Below are 17,509 nucleotides of genomic sequence, written 5' to 3' on the forward strand. Positions count from 1 at the left end.
TATTATGCCACATGTTTATTATAATTCATGGATAAGCGATTATAAAAAACCATTTGGAGCGGTACAGCCGAACGAAAAGATTACCTTTCAAGTGGATGTCCATGAAAGTCATAGAAGCGAAGTACAATTTATGGTTCGAAAAGAAAATGGGGCGCATGATGAAAAAGCTTATTTAATGAAGGGTATAGGCGATAATCGTTTCTCTTATAGCTATGCGCCTCATGAAGGAAAGGGTCTCTATTTTTACTATTTTGCTGTGAAGTGGAAGGATGATAAAGGGGAGGAAATGTCTGCTTTTTGGGGTGCGTCATCTGTTAAAGGGGAAGGGAAACTATATCATAATCTGCATGAGGTGATTCCTTACCAGCTGACCTGCTTTGAAAAAGAAGAAAATACACCGGATTGGTATCGGGAGGCTGTTTTTTATCAGATTTTTCCTGACCGCTTTTATAATGGCAATCCAGACGGGCAAGTAAATGCGCCAAAGCGGAATAGTTTCCTATATGGGGATACGCGTGATACACCGCTGTATGTGCGCGGTCAAAAAGGAGAGATTCTCCGTTGGGATTTTTACGGCGGGAATTTAGAAGGAATCCGGCAAAAGATACCTTACCTGAAGGATTTAGGAATCAATGCCATATATCTGAATCCCATTTTCCAAGCAGCAAGTAATCACCGTTATGATACGGCAGATTATATGAAAATCGATCCAATGCTCGGTGATGAGAAGCTATTTAAAGAAATCATAGAAAAGTTGCATGCGGAAGGCATTCATGTCATTTTGGACGGCGTATTCAGCCATGTAGGAAGAAATAGCATTTATTTCAACTATGATGGTACGTATGGAGAGGATGAGGGAGCCTGCCGAAATCAAGAGAGTCCGTATTATCCCTGGTTTACATTCACTGACTATCCGAATAAGTATGCGTCGTGGTGGGGGATTGATGACCTGCCGGAAGTGGATAAGTTTAATAAAGAATTTCAAGATTATATTTATCAGGATGACGGCAGTGTAATTGATAAATGGAGCAAACTGGGTGTAGATGGATGGCGTTTAGATGTAGCTGATGAGCTCCCGGATGAATTTATTGCCGGCATCCGTCATAAGCTGGAACAATATCCAGAAAAAGTGCTGATTGGCGAGGTTTGGGAGGACGCATCAAATAAGATTTCTTATGACGAACGCAGGCAATATATCCTGGGAAATCATTTGCATGGTGTAATGAACTATCCGTTCCGAAACACGGTCTTAGATCTGCTGCAATTAGAAAAAACGCCAAAAGAGCTCTGTCAGCGATTAACGCAGCTTCACGAAAATTATCCCAAAGATATTCTTTTTAATAATTTAAATAATATCGGGACACATGATACGAAACGAATCTATACATTTCTTGGAGAGGATAAGGCAAGGCTGAAGCTTGCGCTGAGCTTTTTATTGATTGCTCCGGGAATTCCTTGTATTTATTATGGGGATGAAGCTGGTGTGACAGGAGAACAGGACCCCGATAACCGTAAATTCTTCCCATGGGAGGATATCGACCAGGATATTTTCAAGCATTGTCAAAGGTGGATTACGGAAAGAAAACAAAACAGTACGTTAAAATACGGTGATTTTGTTCTTTTTCATACCGATGATATGTTAGGAATGCTTCGTTTTACAGATGAGGAATATACCATTTATATGATTAATCCGCATGATGAAGAAAAGACCTGTCATGCTGATAAGCTTCATTTCTTGCGGAAAGTACCATTAACCGAGGAAGTGATAAAGGGTATTTTGAAGGATGTCACGATAGACGGAAAAAGTGATTTCTTTGTAACAGGAAAAATATAGTTGTGTATTTAATAAAAGCAGGCTGTCTCGATTCATCTCGATACAGCCTGCTTTTAAAGTTATTAATCTACCTTTTCAAAGCCTTGTTCTTCCAAGGTTTCTACCGCATCATCCAAATTTAAATTCCCTTCTTCATTTTCTAGCAGTTCATCAAGCCCCGGCAGCTCTGAAATATCTACCACGGCGAAATCAATGGTAATTGTTTCAGTGAAATGATCTTCTTCAAAAGCGAGGCTATATTCCAGCCCCTCAATCCCTTGTAATGGTTCAGCAGAAGGGACAAGAAGCGCCTCTGCATCCTCTTTTGATTCAATGCCTCGGATACTATCATAAGAGGTGATGCTCTGACTGGATTGTTCAATGATTTCTCCATCATCAGCTACAAAGGTTGTTTCGATCGAATTATTGTCTTCCTCTAATTTATATGTTACGGTTTCCTGTTCGGAGCTGCAGGCAGCCAAGGTGAGAAAGGAAATCAACAAGACGAAAAAACCGGTCATTTTAAAGTTATTATTCTGTATCATCTTTGTTTCTCCTATTCTTATGTAATTAACTCAACTTTCGCACATTAAAAGTAACTTTATCTCTATAGAAACAGGAGTCAATCGTTCCTTCGATAACACCCCTGACAAAGAACAGAAGGTGAAGTGTAAAGCACCGCTGCGGAAAAACACTACGCTTTCCATGGGCTTGCGCTCAGCCTCCTTTAAAGAAGACTTGCTGATTGGCAAGCCGTCAGGCGCAGACAGAAGCAAAGTCGCACTTATGCCCTGCGGGTAGAAAAAAGAAGTTCGCTTTTTTCTGCGGGGTCTTCCCACTGGGACTGCGATTACTCGCCCCACCGAAGAACATTGCGCTTTCCCATAGGAGTCTCCGTGTTTTTCCTCCGCTAGTAGGATATTCTGTACATGGAAAACACCTCACCAAAATGCAAGCATGGTAATGAAGAACATGTTCATCTTGGAATATAAGATATATTTGCTTATTCTTAGGTGCGAAAGTTGAGTAATTAAGCTAATCGTATCGAATTAGAATAGGAAAGTCAAAATCGAAATTCGTGAATAATAGACTAGTAAAAATAGTGGAAAGATAAAAATAAAGCCGTATCTGCGCTCAGATACGGCTTTACTTTCTTCCTATTCTTCTTCTACTACTTCTAAACCGTTATCTTCCAATTCGCTGACCATTTTTTCTAAGCTTAAATCTTCCTCATCAAAAGCATCTTCATCGATACCGAAGCCAAGCGTGTTCAGTTCTTCTGGGCCAGCTGTTGTCAGATCGATATTGATGGCTACCACAATTTCTTCTTCTTCATAAGTAAGTTCAACCTCTACACCATCTGCTTCATTTGCATCCTCAAATTCGGATTGAAGCATCTCATCCATAGACTCTGCTTCTTCCTTTGACTCGACTCCGATTAAGGCATATGGTATGGTCATTTCAGCTGCCATGGATTGAACTTCATCGCCCTTTGCCTCTAATGTAATTTCCTGCTGCTGCCCCATTTCTTCTCCTTGAAGCGTTACCGTTTCGTTAGATCCGCATGCTGCCAATCCAAAAATAGCAATCAATAAAACTAATAGTCCAGTAATTCTGAAATTTTTCTTTTTCATCTGTGTCATTGCTCCTATCCATTTTTTAATACAGTTGCCATCGTACCGAATTAAACGATTAAAGTCAAACGAAAACCGTACCTCCGGGTACGGTTTTACTCTCAAACTATTCTTCTACTACTTCAAATCCTTGCTCTTCAAAATCGCTCACTGTTTCTTCCAGACTAATATACTCATCGTCTCCAGTGTCTGGGAAACTAGCGCCAGGAATACTGTTGATTTCTTCAATATCGGCAACAGTTAAATCAACAGAAATTGTTTGAGTTAATTCTTCTTCACCATAATCCAAATCAAATTCGATGCCATCGATATCCTCAAATGGTTCAAATTCTGAACGGAAAAGCTCATCCATCGATTCTGCTTCTTCCTGTGAAGCGGCACCTACCATAGAATAAGGAATGTTAGCTTTAACCGTTTGTTTTGTCATTTCATCATCTTTTGCATCCATGGTTACTTCCATGGTCATTCCCATTTGTTCCCCTTGAAGTGTTACTGTTTCTTCGTTCCCGCAAGCCATTAGTCCAGCTATAGCAATAAATAAAAATAATAATCCGGTAATTCTAAAAATTCTTTTTTTCATTATGAAATTTGCCCCAATCTATTTATTTGTAAAATTAGCGTACCGAATTAAACAGTCAAAGTCAAAGCAAATTGGATAAAAAATAAAGAATTAGACTATTATCCTGCGCTTGAAGTAGGTTTTATTTGCTTTTTTTGGATGTTCATTATGAAATTTGGTTTGTTTTGGATATTACTGGATTTAGCGGTTTAGAGGCTGGGATAAGCTTTACTTTATCATGAACTATTTTCAGTGAAACTTCCGTCAAAGGAGGTTCGTTTTATTAAGCTATTGTAAGTTCCTTTAATGAAAAATGAAGTATTGGTATTGGTTTGGTAAATTTCCCGATTTCATGAAAAAGATATGTTTTAATGTACTTGAATGAAGGGAGGAAAAGAATGAGTTATATCGAGTTAAAAGATATCACGAAGTCGTATCATGCGGGAAATAACATATTAGAGCAAATCAACTTAACAATCGAGAAGGGGGAATTCTTTGTATTGGTAGGGCCCTCCGGATCTGGGAAAAGTACCTTGCTGCGGATGATTGCCGGACTGGAGGATATTACAGACGGCGTATTGAAAATGAATGAAAAAGTAGTCAATCACCTGCAGCCGAAAGACAGAAATCTTTCGATGGTTTTTCAAAATTATGCTTTATATCCGCATTTATCGGTCGAACAAAATATCCTGTTTGGTTTGAAGGCGAAAAAGGTTTCTAAAGCGGAACAGCAGAAAAGGCTGAAGGAAACAGCAGAAATGATGGGATTATCGGAGCTTTTAGACAGGAAGCCGCGTCAGCTTTCAGGAGGACAGCGACAGCGAGTTGCTTTGGCCAGGTCGGTTGTCAGTGAAGCGCCGCTTTGTTTAATGGATGAGCCGCTATCTAATTTAGACGCTAAATTGCGTGCGCAGATGCGTGTGGAAATTAGAAGGCTGCAGAAGCAATTAGGCTTAACCTTGATTTATGTAACACATGATCAGGTCGAAGCGATGACGATGGGAGACCGGATTATGGTTTTAAATGATGGAGAAATCCAACAGGTAGGTAAACCAATTACATTATATAATGAACCGGCCAATTTATTTGTCGCTTCTTTTATCGGTTCTCCCAAAATGAATATGGGAAAAACGGAAATAAAGGATGTCTCGAATTTTCTTGTGAACAAGACACTGTCCTTTTCGGCAGATGTCAGGATGCAGAAGGCGTTTCAGGTACATAAAAACATCATCGCAGGAATAAGACCGGAGCATATCCAGCCGGCAATCCATCAGGAAGCAACGCATTCTTTAGAAGTGATTCATGTAGAGCAGTTAGGGAATGAGACATCGCTCGCTTTGGATGTCGGCGGCGAATTATGGACAGCAAAATGGCCGGGGCAATGGGATATCACAGCAGGTAACCAGCTGGAGGTGTATATATCGACAGAGCACCTGAGTTTTTTTGATGCACAGACGGAAGCATTAATTCGTCCAGCTTCCTTCAGCGGGCATGGGGAGGTTCAGGCGATATGACGAATATGACTGCGGTCATTACACAAGAGGACCAAGCTTTATTTGTGCGGACGAAGCGGAAACAGCGTTACAAGCAATTTATCAAAGGTATCCTATTTCTATTGCCATCCATTGCTCTTTTTTCTGTATTTTTATTCTATCCTTTGCTCCGGACAATTTATTTAAGCTTTTTCCTTACTGATGCGAGCGGGGCCACAACGGTATTTGTAGGATGGGATAACTTCGTGACATTATTTCAATCAACTATTTTTCAGCAAAGCATCAAATCGACGTTTCTATTTGTTCTTTATACAGTGCCGCTGACCATTGTGATCAGTTTATTTCTAGCTATTATTGCAAATGAAAAATTAAAAGGGATTGGCTTCTTTCGGACGATATTTTCCTCTACCATGGGAATCTCCGTAGCCGCGGCATCTGTATTCTGGCTGTACTTATTTCATCCGACAATCGGCTTTTTAAATATTATCATGGACACCTTTGGGCTGGAGAAGGTTGGCTGGCTGACAGACCCTTCCTGGGCACTGATTGCGGTAGCTGTGACAACCATATGGATGAATATCGGTTTTACCTTTTTGATATTGCTGGGCGGATTACAATCGATTGATAAATATCTTTATGAAAGTGCGGATGTGGATGGTGCAGGGTATTTTTATAAATTAAGAAGGATTACGATTCCCATGCTGTCACCAACCCTGTTCTTTGTTGTGACGGTAACAATTATCAATGCCTTTCAAACGTTTGGGCAGGTGGATATTTTAACGCAGGGCGGTCCGCAAAATGCAACCAATTTAATGGTCTACTCGATTTACCGGGAAGCCTTTACTAACTATCAATTTGGCTCGGCGAGTGCGCAGGCAATCATTTTGTTTATTATCATTCTATTAATGACAATCATCCAATTTAAATTGGGAGAAAGGAAGGTTCATTATCAATGAGAATTCCTTTCGGACGAAAAATTGTAACCTATCTTTTATTGATTGCTGCAGCATTTCTTGTTTTCACACCGACGATGATGGCTGTTGTCATGAGCTTTATGACAAATCAGGATATTATGACGGGAAGCTTGCCTTCTGCTTTTTCACTCGATAACTATCGTCGGGCATTTGAACAATTTCCGCTGCTGCATTATGTCATCAACAGCTTTTTAGTTTCGATTGCCATCATGATTGGCCAGCTGATTTTAGCCAGCTTAGCAGCGTACGCCTTTGTTTTTTTAGAATTTAAAGGCCGGGATTTCTTGTTTTATCTTTTTATCGCAACGATGATGGTGCCATTTGAAGCTTCGATTATTCCAAACTTCCATACGATTCGCGACCTTGGCTGGATTGATCAATATACCGGACTGACGATTCCATTCTTTGCGATGGCTTTTGGAACATTCTTGTTACGGCAGAATTTCAAACAAATTCCTAAGGAACTGCGCGAAGCAAGTCAGATTGCCGGTATGGGAGATGTGAAGTTTTATTTGAAAGTGGTCCTGCCGGTAGCGAAAACAAGCCTGATCACCTTAGGCGTGTATGGCTTTTTAACGTCCTGGAATATGTATCTGTGGCCGCTGTTAGCTACAACCAATGATAATGTCAGAACCGTACAGATTGGTCTGCGCCAATTACAATCACAAGAGCAGATGAACGATTGGGGAGTGATTATGGCGGGAGCGGTCATTGTCATTATTCCAACATTGATTTTATTATTTTTAGGACAGAAGAAGTTGCAGCGTGGTTTAACAGAGGGAGCGCTAAAATAAAAAAGAATGTGAAAAAGGAGTCGTTTTTTTGAAGAAAATGTTGTTATTCGTCGTTTTGAGTATGACTATTTTTATGGCAGCCTGCGGTTCCAATGATGCAGAAGGGTCTAGTGAAGCAACAGAAACAGAAGATGGCAAGCAAATCGTCACCTTTTGGCATGCAATGGGAGGTGCTTCACAAGAAGCGTTGGACAAAATTGTCGCATCCTACAATGAATCGCAGGATGAGGTAGAGGTCCGGGCGGAGTTTCAGGGAACCTATGATGAGGCATTAACGAAGTTTCATAGTGTAGCTGGGACAGATAGTGCGCCGACGATGATTCAAGTATTTGAGATAGGCACGATGTCGATGGTAAACAGCGGTCATATTGAGCCGATTCAAAAGTTTATTGATGAGGACGGCTATGATATGGGGCATTTAGAAGAGAATATCGTTAACTATTATAAAATAGACGATCAATTCTATTCGATGCCATTTAATTCTTCGACGCCGGTGATGTTTTATAATAAAGATGCTTTTGAGGAAGCTGGTTTAGACCCGGAAAATCCGCCTCAGACATTTGAAGAGGTAGAAGCAGCTAGTAAAGCTATTGTCGAATCAAATCCTGAGATGAAAGGTTTTGCGCTTCAGGCGTATGGCTGGTTATTTGAACAATTATTGGCAAACCAAGGAGCATTATTATTGAATGAAGATAATGGACGTTCAGGAGTAGCAACAGAAATCGGCTTTACCGAAGAACAAGGAAAATCAATCTTTGAATGGGTAGAGCGGATGAATACAGATGGAACATTTGCAAACTATGGCACCAATGGCGATAATATGCTGGCTGGATTCTTAGCAGAAGATGTATCGATGTTTTTGCAATCCTCTGCTAATTCTCGTGATTTAATCGATAATGCACCATTTGAGGTAGGCGTCGCGTTTTTACCGCATCCGGAAAATGTGGAACGGGAAGGTGTGGTTATCGGTGGAGCAAGTCTTTGGATGAGTGAGGGCAAGGAGGAAGCAGAGCAAAAAGCAGCGTGGGATTTTATGAAGTACCTGCAATCGCCTGAAATTCAGGCACAGTGGCATACAGATACAGGCTATTTTGCCATTAATCCGGCAGCTTATGAAGAGGAGCTGGCTGTAGAAATGCATGAAGAAAACCCACAATTAAAGGTGACAGTGGAACAGCTGCAAGCAACCAACCCATCTTATGCAACACAGGGGGCTGTCATGGATATGATACCGGAAGAACGTAAGATTATTGAAACGGCATTGGAGAGCGTATTTAATGGCGGAGATGTAGATACCACGTATCAGACAGCAATCGAACAATTGAATGCAGCCATTGAAACAGCAAATAAAGCTCGTGGAGAGTAATAAGTAACAGAGGAAAGCACGATGTAAGTAAGAGGTTCATTCAGCGGAGGTTTTGGGCTGAACAGAAGCAGGGAACCTCCGCTGAACAAAAGGATACTTCATGATAACAACTCAATTTTCAGGAGGGATTTTCTTGACAAAAGTATATGGACATCGCGGCATGATGGGATTATATCCGGAGAATACGCTGCTAAGTTTTGAAAAAGCACTGGAAGCTGGAGTGGATGGTTTGGAAATAGATGTGCACATGACAAAGGACGGTGAATTTGCGGTAATGCATGATGCTACACTAAATCGGACAACGAATGGAATTGGATCCATAGCAGAATATACCTTTTCAGAAATTCGGGAATTACATTGGAATCCAGCCTATCTATCCTCATTCCAGACTTATGATAAGAGCTGGGAGGAAGAAAAGGTTCCCTCCTTAGCAGAAGTCCTTCAGCTGGTTAGTCCATATCCAGATGTTGCATTGAATATTGAATTAAAAACGTGTAAAAATTTATATGAAAATATCGAAGAAAAGCTGCTAGACTATGTTGCTAAATATCCGGATGTAAAGAATCGTGTCATTTACTCCAGCTTTCATCTGCCTACACTGATTCGTTTACGTCATTATGACAGGGATGCCCGGCTGGCATGGATTATTAACCAGCCGATTTCCCACCCGGAGGATTATATTGATATTTTGGGTTTAGAGGCACTGCATGTTGAGGCGGATACATTTTTAAAGCATATTTATCATTGGAGTAAATGGAAGAGACTGCTGCGTGTGTGGACTGTCAATGATAAGGATACGCTGAAGCAATTACTGGACGTGAAAGTAAAAGCCATTGTGACAGATTATCCGGATCGTGCCATCTTTTATCGGTGTGAGCGCTATGCCATGGCGTAGTATCTTACTTACTTTGGTAATTGCCGTCTTTATAATATCTGGTTTTTTTGAAGCAAAGCCGCAGGTACTTAAGGATTCGGAAACATATGGTGCGGAGACATTATATGCAAGTGCAGCAGGAAGGCCTGAAGCAGTTTTAACTGATTTAGAGGTGATTGCCCATCGTGGTGCGAATAATTTCTTTAATGAACATACGCTGACTGCTTACGAAATTGCTTCGGAGGCTGATGCAGACTCAATAGAGATTGATTTACGGATGACCAAAGATCATGAATTAATCGCACTTCATGACACGACCTTAGATCGTACAACAACAGGAGCAGGCGTCCCAGAAGAATTTACGTTGAACGAAATCAAGCAATTCGATACCGTAGCCGTATTCGGGCAGAAAACCTATAAAGAGCCCGTCCCGACATTAGAAGAAATCGTTACGGCATTTAAACAGGAAGAGCATTATTATATTGAGACACGTCTGGTTGATGGGGAAACAAAAATGGAAGAACCGTTAATCAATCTGCTTCAGGAAAATGATTTGCTGGATCCAAAATATGTGAGCTTTCAATCCTTTTCTAAGGAGAGCTTGAAAAAATTGCAGGAATTCGCACCGGAAATCCGTTCGACGCTGTTATATGGCACAGATAAATTTGATTTAGAGGATGGGCTTGAAGCAGACGCAGATGTAATTGGAATCGAATCAAGAAATGTGACGAAATGTGTTGTTGATACGCTTCATCAGCAGGGGAAGGAAGTTCATGTGTTTTTTACGGATGAGCGTACGCAGCTTGTTGAACAGCAGCGTGTCATGATGTATGGAGTGGATGGGATTTTTACAGATGATATTGATTTTACGAAGCAGGTATTGAAGGAGTAGAGTATGTCATTATTTATATAGAACCTTGCAGAGTAGGCTATTTGACTTTGTGAGGTTTTTAAAATAGCCATTAGCTGCAGTACGATAAAAAATCACAGCTAACGGCTATTTTAAAAAATAAAAGCGAATTTACTTTTTTGTACAGGAATCCAAATCTCCGTTTTCATATCATGGATGCTTTTTACAATCTCGGGAGCTTCTGCAAGTTCATATCCCGATGTTGGAAACCAGTCTGTGTAAATTCTACTCCAAGTGCTTGTTAAGGCATGAGGCATCTCACCCTCCGCATCAAAAACAGCCCATTGTTGTTTAGGTATTTCTAACGCAGCGAGATGATCTGGAGCAGTTTGATTTGTTACAACAGCAATATAGTATTCCAAGGCTTCTTCGCTCTGCTCTGGACCGTGGCAGGTATTGACGGTGATATTTAGTATGCCGCTTAAATTCGGATCTTCTCTCTCAAGTGTTCCAAGTTTTGCATAATCTGCATCGGTAAGTGTATTCCAAAGAGTAGGGTTAAAATCTCCATCCTCTGGATACATGACTTCCTTATGCCCTACAATGTGAAAAGCATCTTTTTCGACAAAACGATATTTCATCTCAACATCTCCTTTAATAGAAATTTGGAAGGAAATCGGTGGATAAGCTTTAAGAGAAACTCCTGTCTGCTTTACTGTACTAGGCAAGGTATGGTGCAATTCCTGAAAGGCTCTGGAGAACGAATCAGGGGACTGGTAACCATATTTCAATGCTATATCAATTACCTTCATGTTATTCTCCTGCAGTTCTAATGCTGCCAATGTTAGTCGACGCCTGCGTACGTACTCGGATAAAGGGATACCGGCAAGAAAAGAAAACATTCGTTTGAAATGATGTTCCGAAAAACAGGCGATTTGAGCCGCATGCTGGTAATTGATTTTTTTATCTAAATGCTCCTCTATATATTCGATAGCAGCATTCATGGAATCAAGCGTATTCATGTGATAACCTCCTCTTCTCATTTTAAGGATACCAATTGAAATCAGCTGTTTCCCGACAATATGCGTTCCAATTTGTCGCAGGGTAACTGGTTGCAAGACTCCCATTTCAAGAAATGAGTAAAAAATTATATTTCTGAGTGGAAGATCCAACAACCAGTAACGGCCCGGTTTGTTCCTTTCAAATTCAGTGGGGAATGAAAGAAAACCCCTACTGAAGGAAGCTTCACTTTATCGGTAAGCCGGTAAAGCAGTATACTATTCAGAAAATGCTTCCGAATAGTGAACCACACCACTGGCATCCTTTAACGCACCCGGTGTTAACTCCAAAGCCATAAATGCTCCATCTGGAACATCGAATGGAGCTTGAATTCCCCATAGACTAGCTGGTTTAAAGCCGAAGCGGGAATAATAATCGGCATGACCAAGTACAATCACAGAGGGATATCCAGCTGCCTTTACCTTTTCTAATCCTTCTTTTATCAACATAGACCCAATCCCTTGCTTTTGATAGTCTGGATGAACAGAGACGGGTGCAAGAGCCAGCGATGCTGTTGTTTTTTCGTTGTTTTCAACCGTTATTTTTGAAAAAAGAATTTGGCCAAGGATGTTATTTTGTTGATTTACTGCAATGATAGATAACTCTGGAATAAAAGCGTTGGACGTGCGGATACGTTGTACAAGCAAATGCTCTTGTTGATCACTCATCTCTTCGTTTCGGAAAGCTTGTTCAATGAGCGCTTCTGTTTTTTGATAATCTGTTGATTGTTCTTTACGAAGGTTTATATTCAAGGAAATCCTTCTTTCTTATTATAATGGATTGTAGTAATGGCTTCTTGCTTATCTTACTATATAAGATGGAAATAATAAATGATGGTGAGGGACAGCGAAGATGGAAAACGAAAATACATTTACCGTACAAGTCCAAGTTTATTTAGATAATCTGTTTCATGAGATAAAGCAAATTACAGGAAATCAATTTGTTATAATTCAAAAGATAGTGTTATGATTTGAATTATTCCAATAAGAAGTAAAGTTTACGTTAAGAGGAGGAATAATAGATGAGCAATCAGTATCCTATTATCAATGGAGCAGAATCGTTTTATTTTGAAGGGAATCGTGCAGGGGTTCTAATAATCCATGGTTTTATTGGAACGCCTCAAGCGATGTATCCGATTGGAAAAGCTTTCGCAGACGCAGGATATACTGTTTGTGGACCGAGGTTAAAGGGTCACGGGACAGCTCCTGAGGATCTGGAAAAATATACATACCAAGATTGGATAGATTCTGTTGAGGAAGCATATAACTGGCTTAAAGAACGATGCGATAAGATTTTTGTTTGCGGTTTATCTATGGGAGGCACATTGACGCTATATACCGCAGCAAAGTACCCGCTTGCCGGGATAATTACCGTCAACGCAGCAGTGGAATTACCTGCAATGTATGAAAATCTCAAAGAGCGTTTTATTGCGGATGATGGACCAGATATCAAAAAGGCAGATGCTATGGAAATCACTTATGAAAAAATACCAGTTAAATCAATTAAAGAGTTAGAAAGCCTGATAAAAGAAACAAAGGAAAATCTGGAGAAAATAACCTGTCCTGCACTTATTTTTAGTTCCGAACAAGACCATGTTGTCTCACCTGATAATGCTCAGAAGATATTGGACAGCATATCTGCTAATTCAAAAGAAATCGTCACTCTGAAGGAGAGCTATCATGTAGCAACCTTGGATAATGATCAAGGTTTGATTATTGAAAAGTCTCTGCATGCATTGCAGTCATGGGAAGAAGATGGAGAATTATAACAATTTAATAAGGGATGACATCGAAGCTGATGTCATCCCTTTTGTCATCTTAAAAGTAAATGCTTCTGCACTTGCATCTAAGACGATTGTGTTTGATTCTGTCCTCCGCTAGCACCTTGATTCATTGCTTGGCCGCCGCTTGCAAGCATATCCTGAAGCGGTTTAGCAATATCCTGCATGGTGGAGCTATTCATGGAATTGGAAAGCTTTTGTGACATGTTTTGAAAGGAACCATTTTGCATTCCCATGCTTATACCATAGGCTGCCGCACCTGCTACACCTGCAGCGATCAGTGACGTGGTCATTCCTTTTTTATTATTCATCATTAATTATCATCCCTATCCATTTAGAATGTGAATCAACAACGATACTTAGTTTGGGATTAAATTTGAAAAATATACAGGGGTTTTGATTTTTAATTGGATATTTCAATAGCTGTCGTTAAAAAAAAGTTAAAGAAATAGCGAGTTTTCTGAACTAAAAAAGGAATTTAGAACATTTGTTTCTTTTGGAGGGCTGTGTTAATATAATTCAGAACTTATTTTCGATTCAGTCATTCAATGATACCAATGAAAGGACTTGATCACTTTGCAGATTCAAAACCCGCATGATAGAATTTTTAAAGAAACATTTTCTAATGTGGATGTTGCTAAGGATTTTATTACCTATTTTTTACCGCCCTCTGTGCACGAAACCATTGATGTAGCATCTATTCAGCCTCAAAAAGACAGCTTCGCCACGGAGAACCGTCCGTAAAACCCCCGCCTCGAAATAGAGAGTGAAAATAAATTCATTTAAGCGGGGGATAACGGACGCTAACTCCCTGAATCACTCAACTAACATTCTGTGGGAGAAGAGCGAAAACCCCACAGAAAGAAGTTTCGTTTTATCAGTCACGACCTTCAAGAATATTTCTCCGATTTGCTATTCCAGACAAAAATTCACCAAAAACCAGCCTACGTCTATTTTCTATTCGAGCATAAAAGCTATCATGATTACTATACTGCTCTACAGTTACTGCGATATATGGTGGAGATATGGGAAATCAAACGGGATAATAAAGAAGACAATAAGCTGCCCATCATTATGCCGATTGTGCTGTATCATGGCGATACGGATTGGTATGCCGGTACTTCCTTTCAACATCTGCTGGAAGGGTATAAGGATTTCCCGCCCGATCTGCAGAAATATGTCCCTGATTATGAATTTTTTCTATACGATGTATCTGGTTATAAAGACGAAAATGTCCAATTGAATGTGTTCCTGCGAATTATTCTGATGGTGTTTCGGGATATCCGCAAAAAGGATATCCACGCCGTGGTAAATACCATCTATCAGGCAGTCGATTTCCTGCGGCAGCTGCAGAATCAAACAAGGGCAATAGCGTACCTGAAGACGTTGTTTTATTATATTTTCCGTGTCCAGCGGCATCTTACCAAAAAACAATTTTATGATATAATCGACCATATAGGAAACACTTATCAAGAAGGGAGCGAATTGACAATGACATTAGCAGAGATTTTTCGGAATGAAGGAAAGGAAGAAGGCAGAGCAGAAGGAAAAGCAGAAGCAAAAGCAGAAGCATTAGCCAATACCACAATTCGATTAATCACAAAGTTTGTAGCTCCACCTTCAGAAGATATAAAGAAAAAGATATACGAACAGGAAATAAACACACTGGAAGCAATAGTGGATCACATAGATGAATTGAAAACCATAGAAGACGTCAAACAATACTTGAAATAGAAAAAACACGGGGGAAATCCGTGTTTTTTCTATTAACAACAAGGAAGAGAGCTCCCTGCCTCTTATCAAGTTTGCTGGATTCATTTGCTGAAAATAACTTTAGGAAGCTGCCTGTATCGCCGTGTTTTTGTCAGCAAAATGAATCGCGTGGTTTTGGCACAGAAAGACCGAATAGCGGGCGCAAATATAAAGCAAGGAAGGTACCTGCAAGAGCCATTACTCCCCAAATGTAACCATGTGCACTAAAGGAAGCAATGCCGCTGAAATAAGCGCCGACGTTACAGCCGAATGCAAGGCGCGCGCCATAACCCATCAGAAGACCGCCAATAATGGAAGCGGCAGTATTTCCTTTTGTAACTCTTGTAAATTTGAATAGGCCTCCTGCTGCGGAAGCGATGAAAGCTCCTAAGATGACACCGAAATTAAGAGCGGTTGTTGTATCTGCGAAAATAGAAGCATGGAGAGCTTCTGTATTTCCGGCCCAGTAGCCCCAGCTTTCCACATTAAAGCCAAGTGCTCCTGCTGCTTTTGAACCCCATAGTGTAAATGCAGCTGTCACGCCCCATGGGCTGTCACGAGTGAGCAGCGTAAGAGCGTTCAAAACAGCTAGTGCAGCACCCGCTGCGAAAAGAGGCCAGGAACCCCGGAAAATTCGTTTCCATCCCTTTTCGGAAGGGAGTGCCGCCATTTTAGGAGGCTTGCGTTTTTTCTCAATCAGAATAGTTATCCCGGCAATGATGGCAAAAATCAATAAAGAAACAACCCATGCTCCGCCGTAACCAAGCCCTGTTGAGGTTGCCAGAGAAAAAGGTTCTGCAGCTGGTAAATCGTCCATCCAGAATGTGGAATGGGCTGCACCAATAGTTGAGCCGACAATAAAAAATAACAGGGTAATAAACATAACAGTCCGGCCGCCGCCGACTGCGTAAAGTGTGCCAGAAGCACAGCCGCCGCCAAGCTGCATGCCGATGCCGAACATAAATGCCCCGACAATCAGGCTAATGCCGATCGGTGAAATATTACCGGCAGGTGTTCCTCCAAAAAAGGAAAACCCGAATGCTAAAATAGGTGCAAATAATGTACATGCAATAGCCAGCATGAACATATGCGCCCGCAGAGACTGGCCATTCCCTACTGAAGCTAGTCTCCGGAAGGCTGAAGTAAAACCGAAACGTGCATGAAACAATGTATATCCAAGCAGTAATCCAATCAATAACAACAATGGCTGAACGACATGCTGTGTGGCTGCTAAATAAATCGTCAAAATAAATGTAACAATGATTCCGCCAGCAACCAGTTTTTTCTGTGGAGGATTTAATTTTGGCGCATCTTCCACTTTTGCTGGTTGATCAGAAACCGGTTGTGCCAATGTAGACATTTAAAAACACCTCTAATTCCTATCAATTTAGTTTGTTATGATTTTTTAGTGTATGCCTCTTTGGAAAAAATGTCAATGGGTTATTAAAAATGATTGAAATGCACTTTAAAGCCGGGAAAGGTTTTAACTACTTTTTGAAAAATCGATAAAGAGAAGTGGAGTTTTGACGAAAATGTAGATAAGGTAGAGGATAAAATAAAAACATTTATAAAATGAAAAAGGGCCCTTCGAAATACATCATGAAAAACTGTATCTCGAAGGGTTCTTTTCATCATGAAGCGTTGAGAACAATTGAAAGAAAATACGGCAGCTCAATCAAACAAACGGTTTTACCAGTTTCCCTTCACTGCCAACCATTTTGATTTTAGAAGCAACCATTTCTATTGCCGCATCTTTTGCTTTTTGTAAATATTGTCTTGGGTCTAATTGGTCTGGATATTCTTTAAAATGATCAGCAATTGCTTGGGAATAAGCGTTTTTTAATTCGGTAGAAACATTTACCTTTGCCATACCGAGTGAGACACATTGACGGACATCTTTATCAGGCACAGCGGAACCGCCATGTAATACAAGAGGAACGTCGACAATCTCAGCAATTTTTTGGATACGGTCAAAATCAATATCCGGATCCCCTTTATAGATTCCGTGTGCTGTACCGATGGCTGGAGCGAGTGTCGGTACGCCAGTTTGTTCTACAAAGGCAACACATTCTTCAGGCACTGCTTTTTGAGCATCTTTCTCGTCTACCACGATATCGTCTTCTACGCCGCCTACTTTGCCGAGCTCTGCTTCAATGTTGACATGTAATGATTTTGCTAAATCCACTACTTCTTTGGTTCGCGTTACATTTTCGTCAAATGAATGCATCGAGGCATCGATCATAACAGAAGTATAGCCTGCACGGACGCATTGCTTGATCAGCTCATAGTCTGTGCAATGGTCCAGATGTAAGCCGACAGGAACATCAAAATAGTTTGATGCAGCAGTTGCCGCTTCGACAATATTTTTTGCGCCTAAGGATTTGACCGTTCCCATCGTTGTCTGCAAAATAACAGGGGAATATAATTGCGCTGCTCCTTCCACTACCCAGAAAATACTGTCAAAGGAATGGACGTTAAATGCGACAATGCCATAGCCTTCCTTTTTTGCTTTATTTAGCATTGGTGTTGTAGAGTATAAAGTCATTGAAATCTCTCCTCAT

The 17,509-nt window shown here is 40.6% G+C and carries 18 protein-coding genes; 10 read left to right on the forward strand and 8 right to left on the reverse strand.

Annotated elements, in window-relative coordinates; genetic code table 11:
- Positions 1-4 precede the first annotated feature (4 nt).
- On the forward strand, positions 5-1,834 hold the full coding sequence (locus tag BN997_RS09145) for a glycoside hydrolase family 13 protein (RefSeq protein ID WP_042531593.1): 1,830 nt from the start codon (positions 5-7) through the stop codon (positions 1,832-1,834).
- 62 nt (positions 1,835-1,896) lie between these two features.
- Here BN997_RS09145 and BN997_RS09150 read toward each other — a convergent pair whose 3' ends face one another.
- The 3 genes from BN997_RS09150 to BN997_RS09160 form a co-directional block, all read right to left on the reverse strand.
- Positions 1,897-2,358: a DUF1307 domain-containing protein gene (locus BN997_RS09150; protein ID WP_042531596.1), complete on the reverse strand. Its 462-nt coding sequence runs from the start codon at positions 2,356-2,358 to the stop codon at positions 1,897-1,899.
- A 612-nt stretch (positions 2,359-2,970) separates the two neighbouring features.
- Entirely contained in the window at positions 2,971-3,447 is a 477-nt protein-coding gene (locus tag BN997_RS09155; RefSeq protein WP_042531597.1) for a DUF1307 domain-containing protein, read from the reverse strand.
- A 106-nt stretch (positions 3,448-3,553) separates the two neighbouring features.
- A complete protein-coding gene (locus BN997_RS09160) occupies positions 3,554-4,027 on the reverse strand; it encodes a DUF1307 domain-containing protein (protein ID WP_042531600.1) in 474 nt (157 codons plus the stop codon).
- Between the two features lie 377 nt (positions 4,028-4,404).
- Between BN997_RS09160 and BN997_RS09165 the strand changes: the two genes are divergently transcribed.
- The 6 genes from BN997_RS09165 (at position 4,405) to BN997_RS09190 (ending at position 10,399) form a co-directional block, all read left to right on the forward strand.
- Entirely contained in the window at positions 4,405-5,520 is a 1,116-nt protein-coding gene (locus BN997_RS09165) for an ABC transporter ATP-binding protein (RefSeq protein ID WP_042531602.1), read from the forward strand.
- A gap of 5 nt (positions 5,521-5,525) precedes the next feature.
- Complete coding sequence (locus tag BN997_RS09170) at positions 5,526-6,455, forward strand: carbohydrate ABC transporter permease (protein WP_084613020.1); 930 nt, start codon at positions 5,526-5,528, stop codon at positions 6,453-6,455.
- Positions 6,452-7,267 carry a carbohydrate ABC transporter permease gene (locus BN997_RS09175; protein WP_042531606.1) on the forward strand — a complete coding sequence of 272 codons (816 nt, stop codon included), beginning with the start codon at positions 6,452-6,454 and terminating at the stop codon, positions 7,265-7,267. Before BN997_RS09170 ends, BN997_RS09175 begins: the two co-directional genes overlap by 4 nt.
- 37 nt (positions 7,268-7,304) lie before the next feature.
- Positions 7,305-8,633: an ABC transporter substrate-binding protein gene (locus tag BN997_RS09180; protein WP_052485112.1), complete on the forward strand. Its 1,329-nt coding sequence runs from the start codon at positions 7,305-7,307 to the stop codon at positions 8,631-8,633.
- A gap of 133 nt (positions 8,634-8,766) precedes the next feature.
- A complete protein-coding gene (locus BN997_RS09185; RefSeq protein ID WP_226894742.1) occupies positions 8,767-9,528 on the forward strand; it encodes a glycerophosphodiester phosphodiesterase family protein in 762 nt (253 codons plus the stop codon).
- On the forward strand, positions 9,515-10,399 hold the full coding sequence (locus tag BN997_RS09190; protein ID WP_052484963.1) for a glycerophosphodiester phosphodiesterase: 885 nt from the start codon (positions 9,515-9,517) through the stop codon (positions 10,397-10,399). The genes BN997_RS09185 and BN997_RS09190 overlap by 14 nt, the downstream gene beginning before the upstream one ends.
- A 110-nt stretch (positions 10,400-10,509) precedes the next feature.
- On the opposite strand, the gene BN997_RS09195 is transcribed toward BN997_RS09190, so the two are convergent.
- The gene (locus tag BN997_RS09195) at positions 10,510-11,379 is read right to left on the reverse strand and encodes an AraC family transcriptional regulator (RefSeq protein WP_042531612.1); all 870 of its coding nucleotides are present in this window, start codon (positions 11,377-11,379) and stop codon (positions 10,510-10,512) included.
- 255 nt (positions 11,380-11,634) lie between these two features.
- Positions 11,635-12,168, reverse strand: a complete 534-nt coding sequence (locus tag BN997_RS09200; protein ID WP_042531613.1) for a GNAT family N-acetyltransferase — start codon at positions 12,166-12,168, stop codon at positions 11,635-11,637.
- Positions 12,169-12,437: 269 nt separating this feature from the next.
- Here BN997_RS09200 and BN997_RS09205 point away from each other — a divergent pair, with 269 nt between their 5' ends.
- Positions 12,438-13,184, forward strand: coding sequence for an alpha/beta hydrolase (locus BN997_RS09205; protein ID WP_042531615.1), 747 nt, complete (start codon positions 12,438-12,440; stop codon positions 13,182-13,184).
- Between the two features lie 77 nt (positions 13,185-13,261).
- On the opposite strand, the gene BN997_RS09210 is transcribed toward BN997_RS09205, so the two are convergent.
- The gene (locus BN997_RS09210; protein ID WP_042531617.1) at positions 13,262-13,510 is read right to left on the reverse strand and encodes a hypothetical protein; all 249 of its coding nucleotides are present in this window, start codon (positions 13,508-13,510) and stop codon (positions 13,262-13,264) included.
- Positions 13,511-13,772: 262 nt separating this feature from the next.
- Between BN997_RS09210 and BN997_RS22535 the strand changes: the two genes are divergently transcribed.
- Entirely contained in the window at positions 13,773-13,940 is a 168-nt protein-coding gene (locus BN997_RS22535; RefSeq protein WP_175297029.1) for an Rpn family recombination-promoting nuclease/putative transposase, read from the forward strand.
- A gap of 90 nt (positions 13,941-14,030) precedes the next feature.
- Positions 14,031-14,930 carry an Rpn family recombination-promoting nuclease/putative transposase gene (locus tag BN997_RS09215; RefSeq protein WP_084612903.1) on the forward strand — a complete coding sequence of 300 codons (900 nt, stop codon included), beginning with the start codon at positions 14,031-14,033 and terminating at the stop codon, positions 14,928-14,930.
- A gap of 130 nt (positions 14,931-15,060) precedes the next feature.
- Here the strand turns inward: BN997_RS09215 and BN997_RS09220 are convergent, their stop codons facing one another.
- Together BN997_RS09220 and BN997_RS09225 are read right to left on the reverse strand one after the other, a co-directional pair.
- On the reverse strand, positions 15,061-16,308 hold the full coding sequence (locus tag BN997_RS09220) for a YeeE/YedE family protein (protein ID WP_042531619.1): 1,248 nt from the start codon (positions 16,306-16,308) through the stop codon (positions 15,061-15,063).
- Positions 16,309-16,623: 315 nt separating this feature from the next.
- Positions 16,624-17,493 (reverse strand): class II fructose-bisphosphate aldolase, encoded by an 870-nt coding sequence (locus tag BN997_RS09225; protein WP_042531621.1) that lies wholly within the window; start codon positions 17,491-17,493, stop codon positions 16,624-16,626.
- Between the last annotated feature and the right edge of the window lie 16 nt (positions 17,494-17,509).

This window comes from Oceanobacillus oncorhynchi (assembly GCF_000821065.1).
Taxonomy (GTDB): Bacteria; Bacillota; Bacilli; order Bacillales; family Amphibacillaceae; genus Oceanobacillus; species Oceanobacillus oncorhynchi.

Excerpts from the sequence above, each read along its gene's own strand:
- BN997_RS09205 (WP_042531615.1), top strand. The coding sequence starts at position 12,438 with ATGAGCAATCAGTATCCTATTATCAATGGAGCAGAATCGTTTTATTTT.
- BN997_RS09145 (WP_042531593.1), top strand. The coding sequence starts at position 5 with ATGCCACATGTTTATTATAATTCATGGATAAGCGATTATAAAAAACCA.
- BN997_RS09155 (WP_042531597.1), bottom strand. The coding sequence starts at position 3,447 with ATGAAAAAGAAAAATTTCAGAATTACTGGACTATTAGTTTTATTGATT.
- BN997_RS09150 (WP_042531596.1), bottom strand. The coding sequence starts at position 2,358 with ATGATACAGAATAATAACTTTAAAATGACCGGTTTTTTCGTCTTGTTG.
- BN997_RS09165 (WP_042531602.1), top strand. The coding sequence starts at position 4,405 with ATGAGTTATATCGAGTTAAAAGATATCACGAAGTCGTATCATGCGGGA.
- BN997_RS09160 (WP_042531600.1), bottom strand. The coding sequence starts at position 4,027 with ATGAAAAAAAGAATTTTTAGAATTACCGGATTATTATTTTTATTTATT.
- BN997_RS09190 (WP_052484963.1), top strand. The coding sequence starts at position 9,515 with ATGCCATGGCGTAGTATCTTACTTACTTTGGTAATTGCCGTCTTTATA.
- BN997_RS09175 (WP_042531606.1), top strand. The coding sequence starts at position 6,452 with ATGAGAATTCCTTTCGGACGAAAAATTGTAACCTATCTTTTATTGATT.
- BN997_RS09195 (WP_042531612.1), bottom strand. The coding sequence starts at position 11,379 with ATGAATACGCTTGATTCCATGAATGCTGCTATCGAATATATAGAGGAG.
- BN997_RS09170 (WP_084613020.1), top strand. The coding sequence starts at position 5,526 with ATGACTGCGGTCATTACACAAGAGGACCAAGCTTTATTTGTGCGGACG.
- BN997_RS09220 (WP_042531619.1), bottom strand. The coding sequence starts at position 16,308 with ATGTCTACATTGGCACAACCGGTTTCTGATCAACCAGCAAAAGTGGAA.
- BN997_RS09210 (WP_042531617.1), bottom strand. The coding sequence starts at position 13,510 with ATGATGAATAATAAAAAAGGAATGACCACGTCACTGATCGCTGCAGGT.
- BN997_RS09180 (WP_052485112.1), top strand. The coding sequence starts at position 7,305 with ATGTTGTTATTCGTCGTTTTGAGTATGACTATTTTTATGGCAGCCTGC.
- BN997_RS09225 (WP_042531621.1), bottom strand. The coding sequence starts at position 17,493 with ATGACTTTATACTCTACAACACCAATGCTAAATAAAGCAAAAAAGGAA.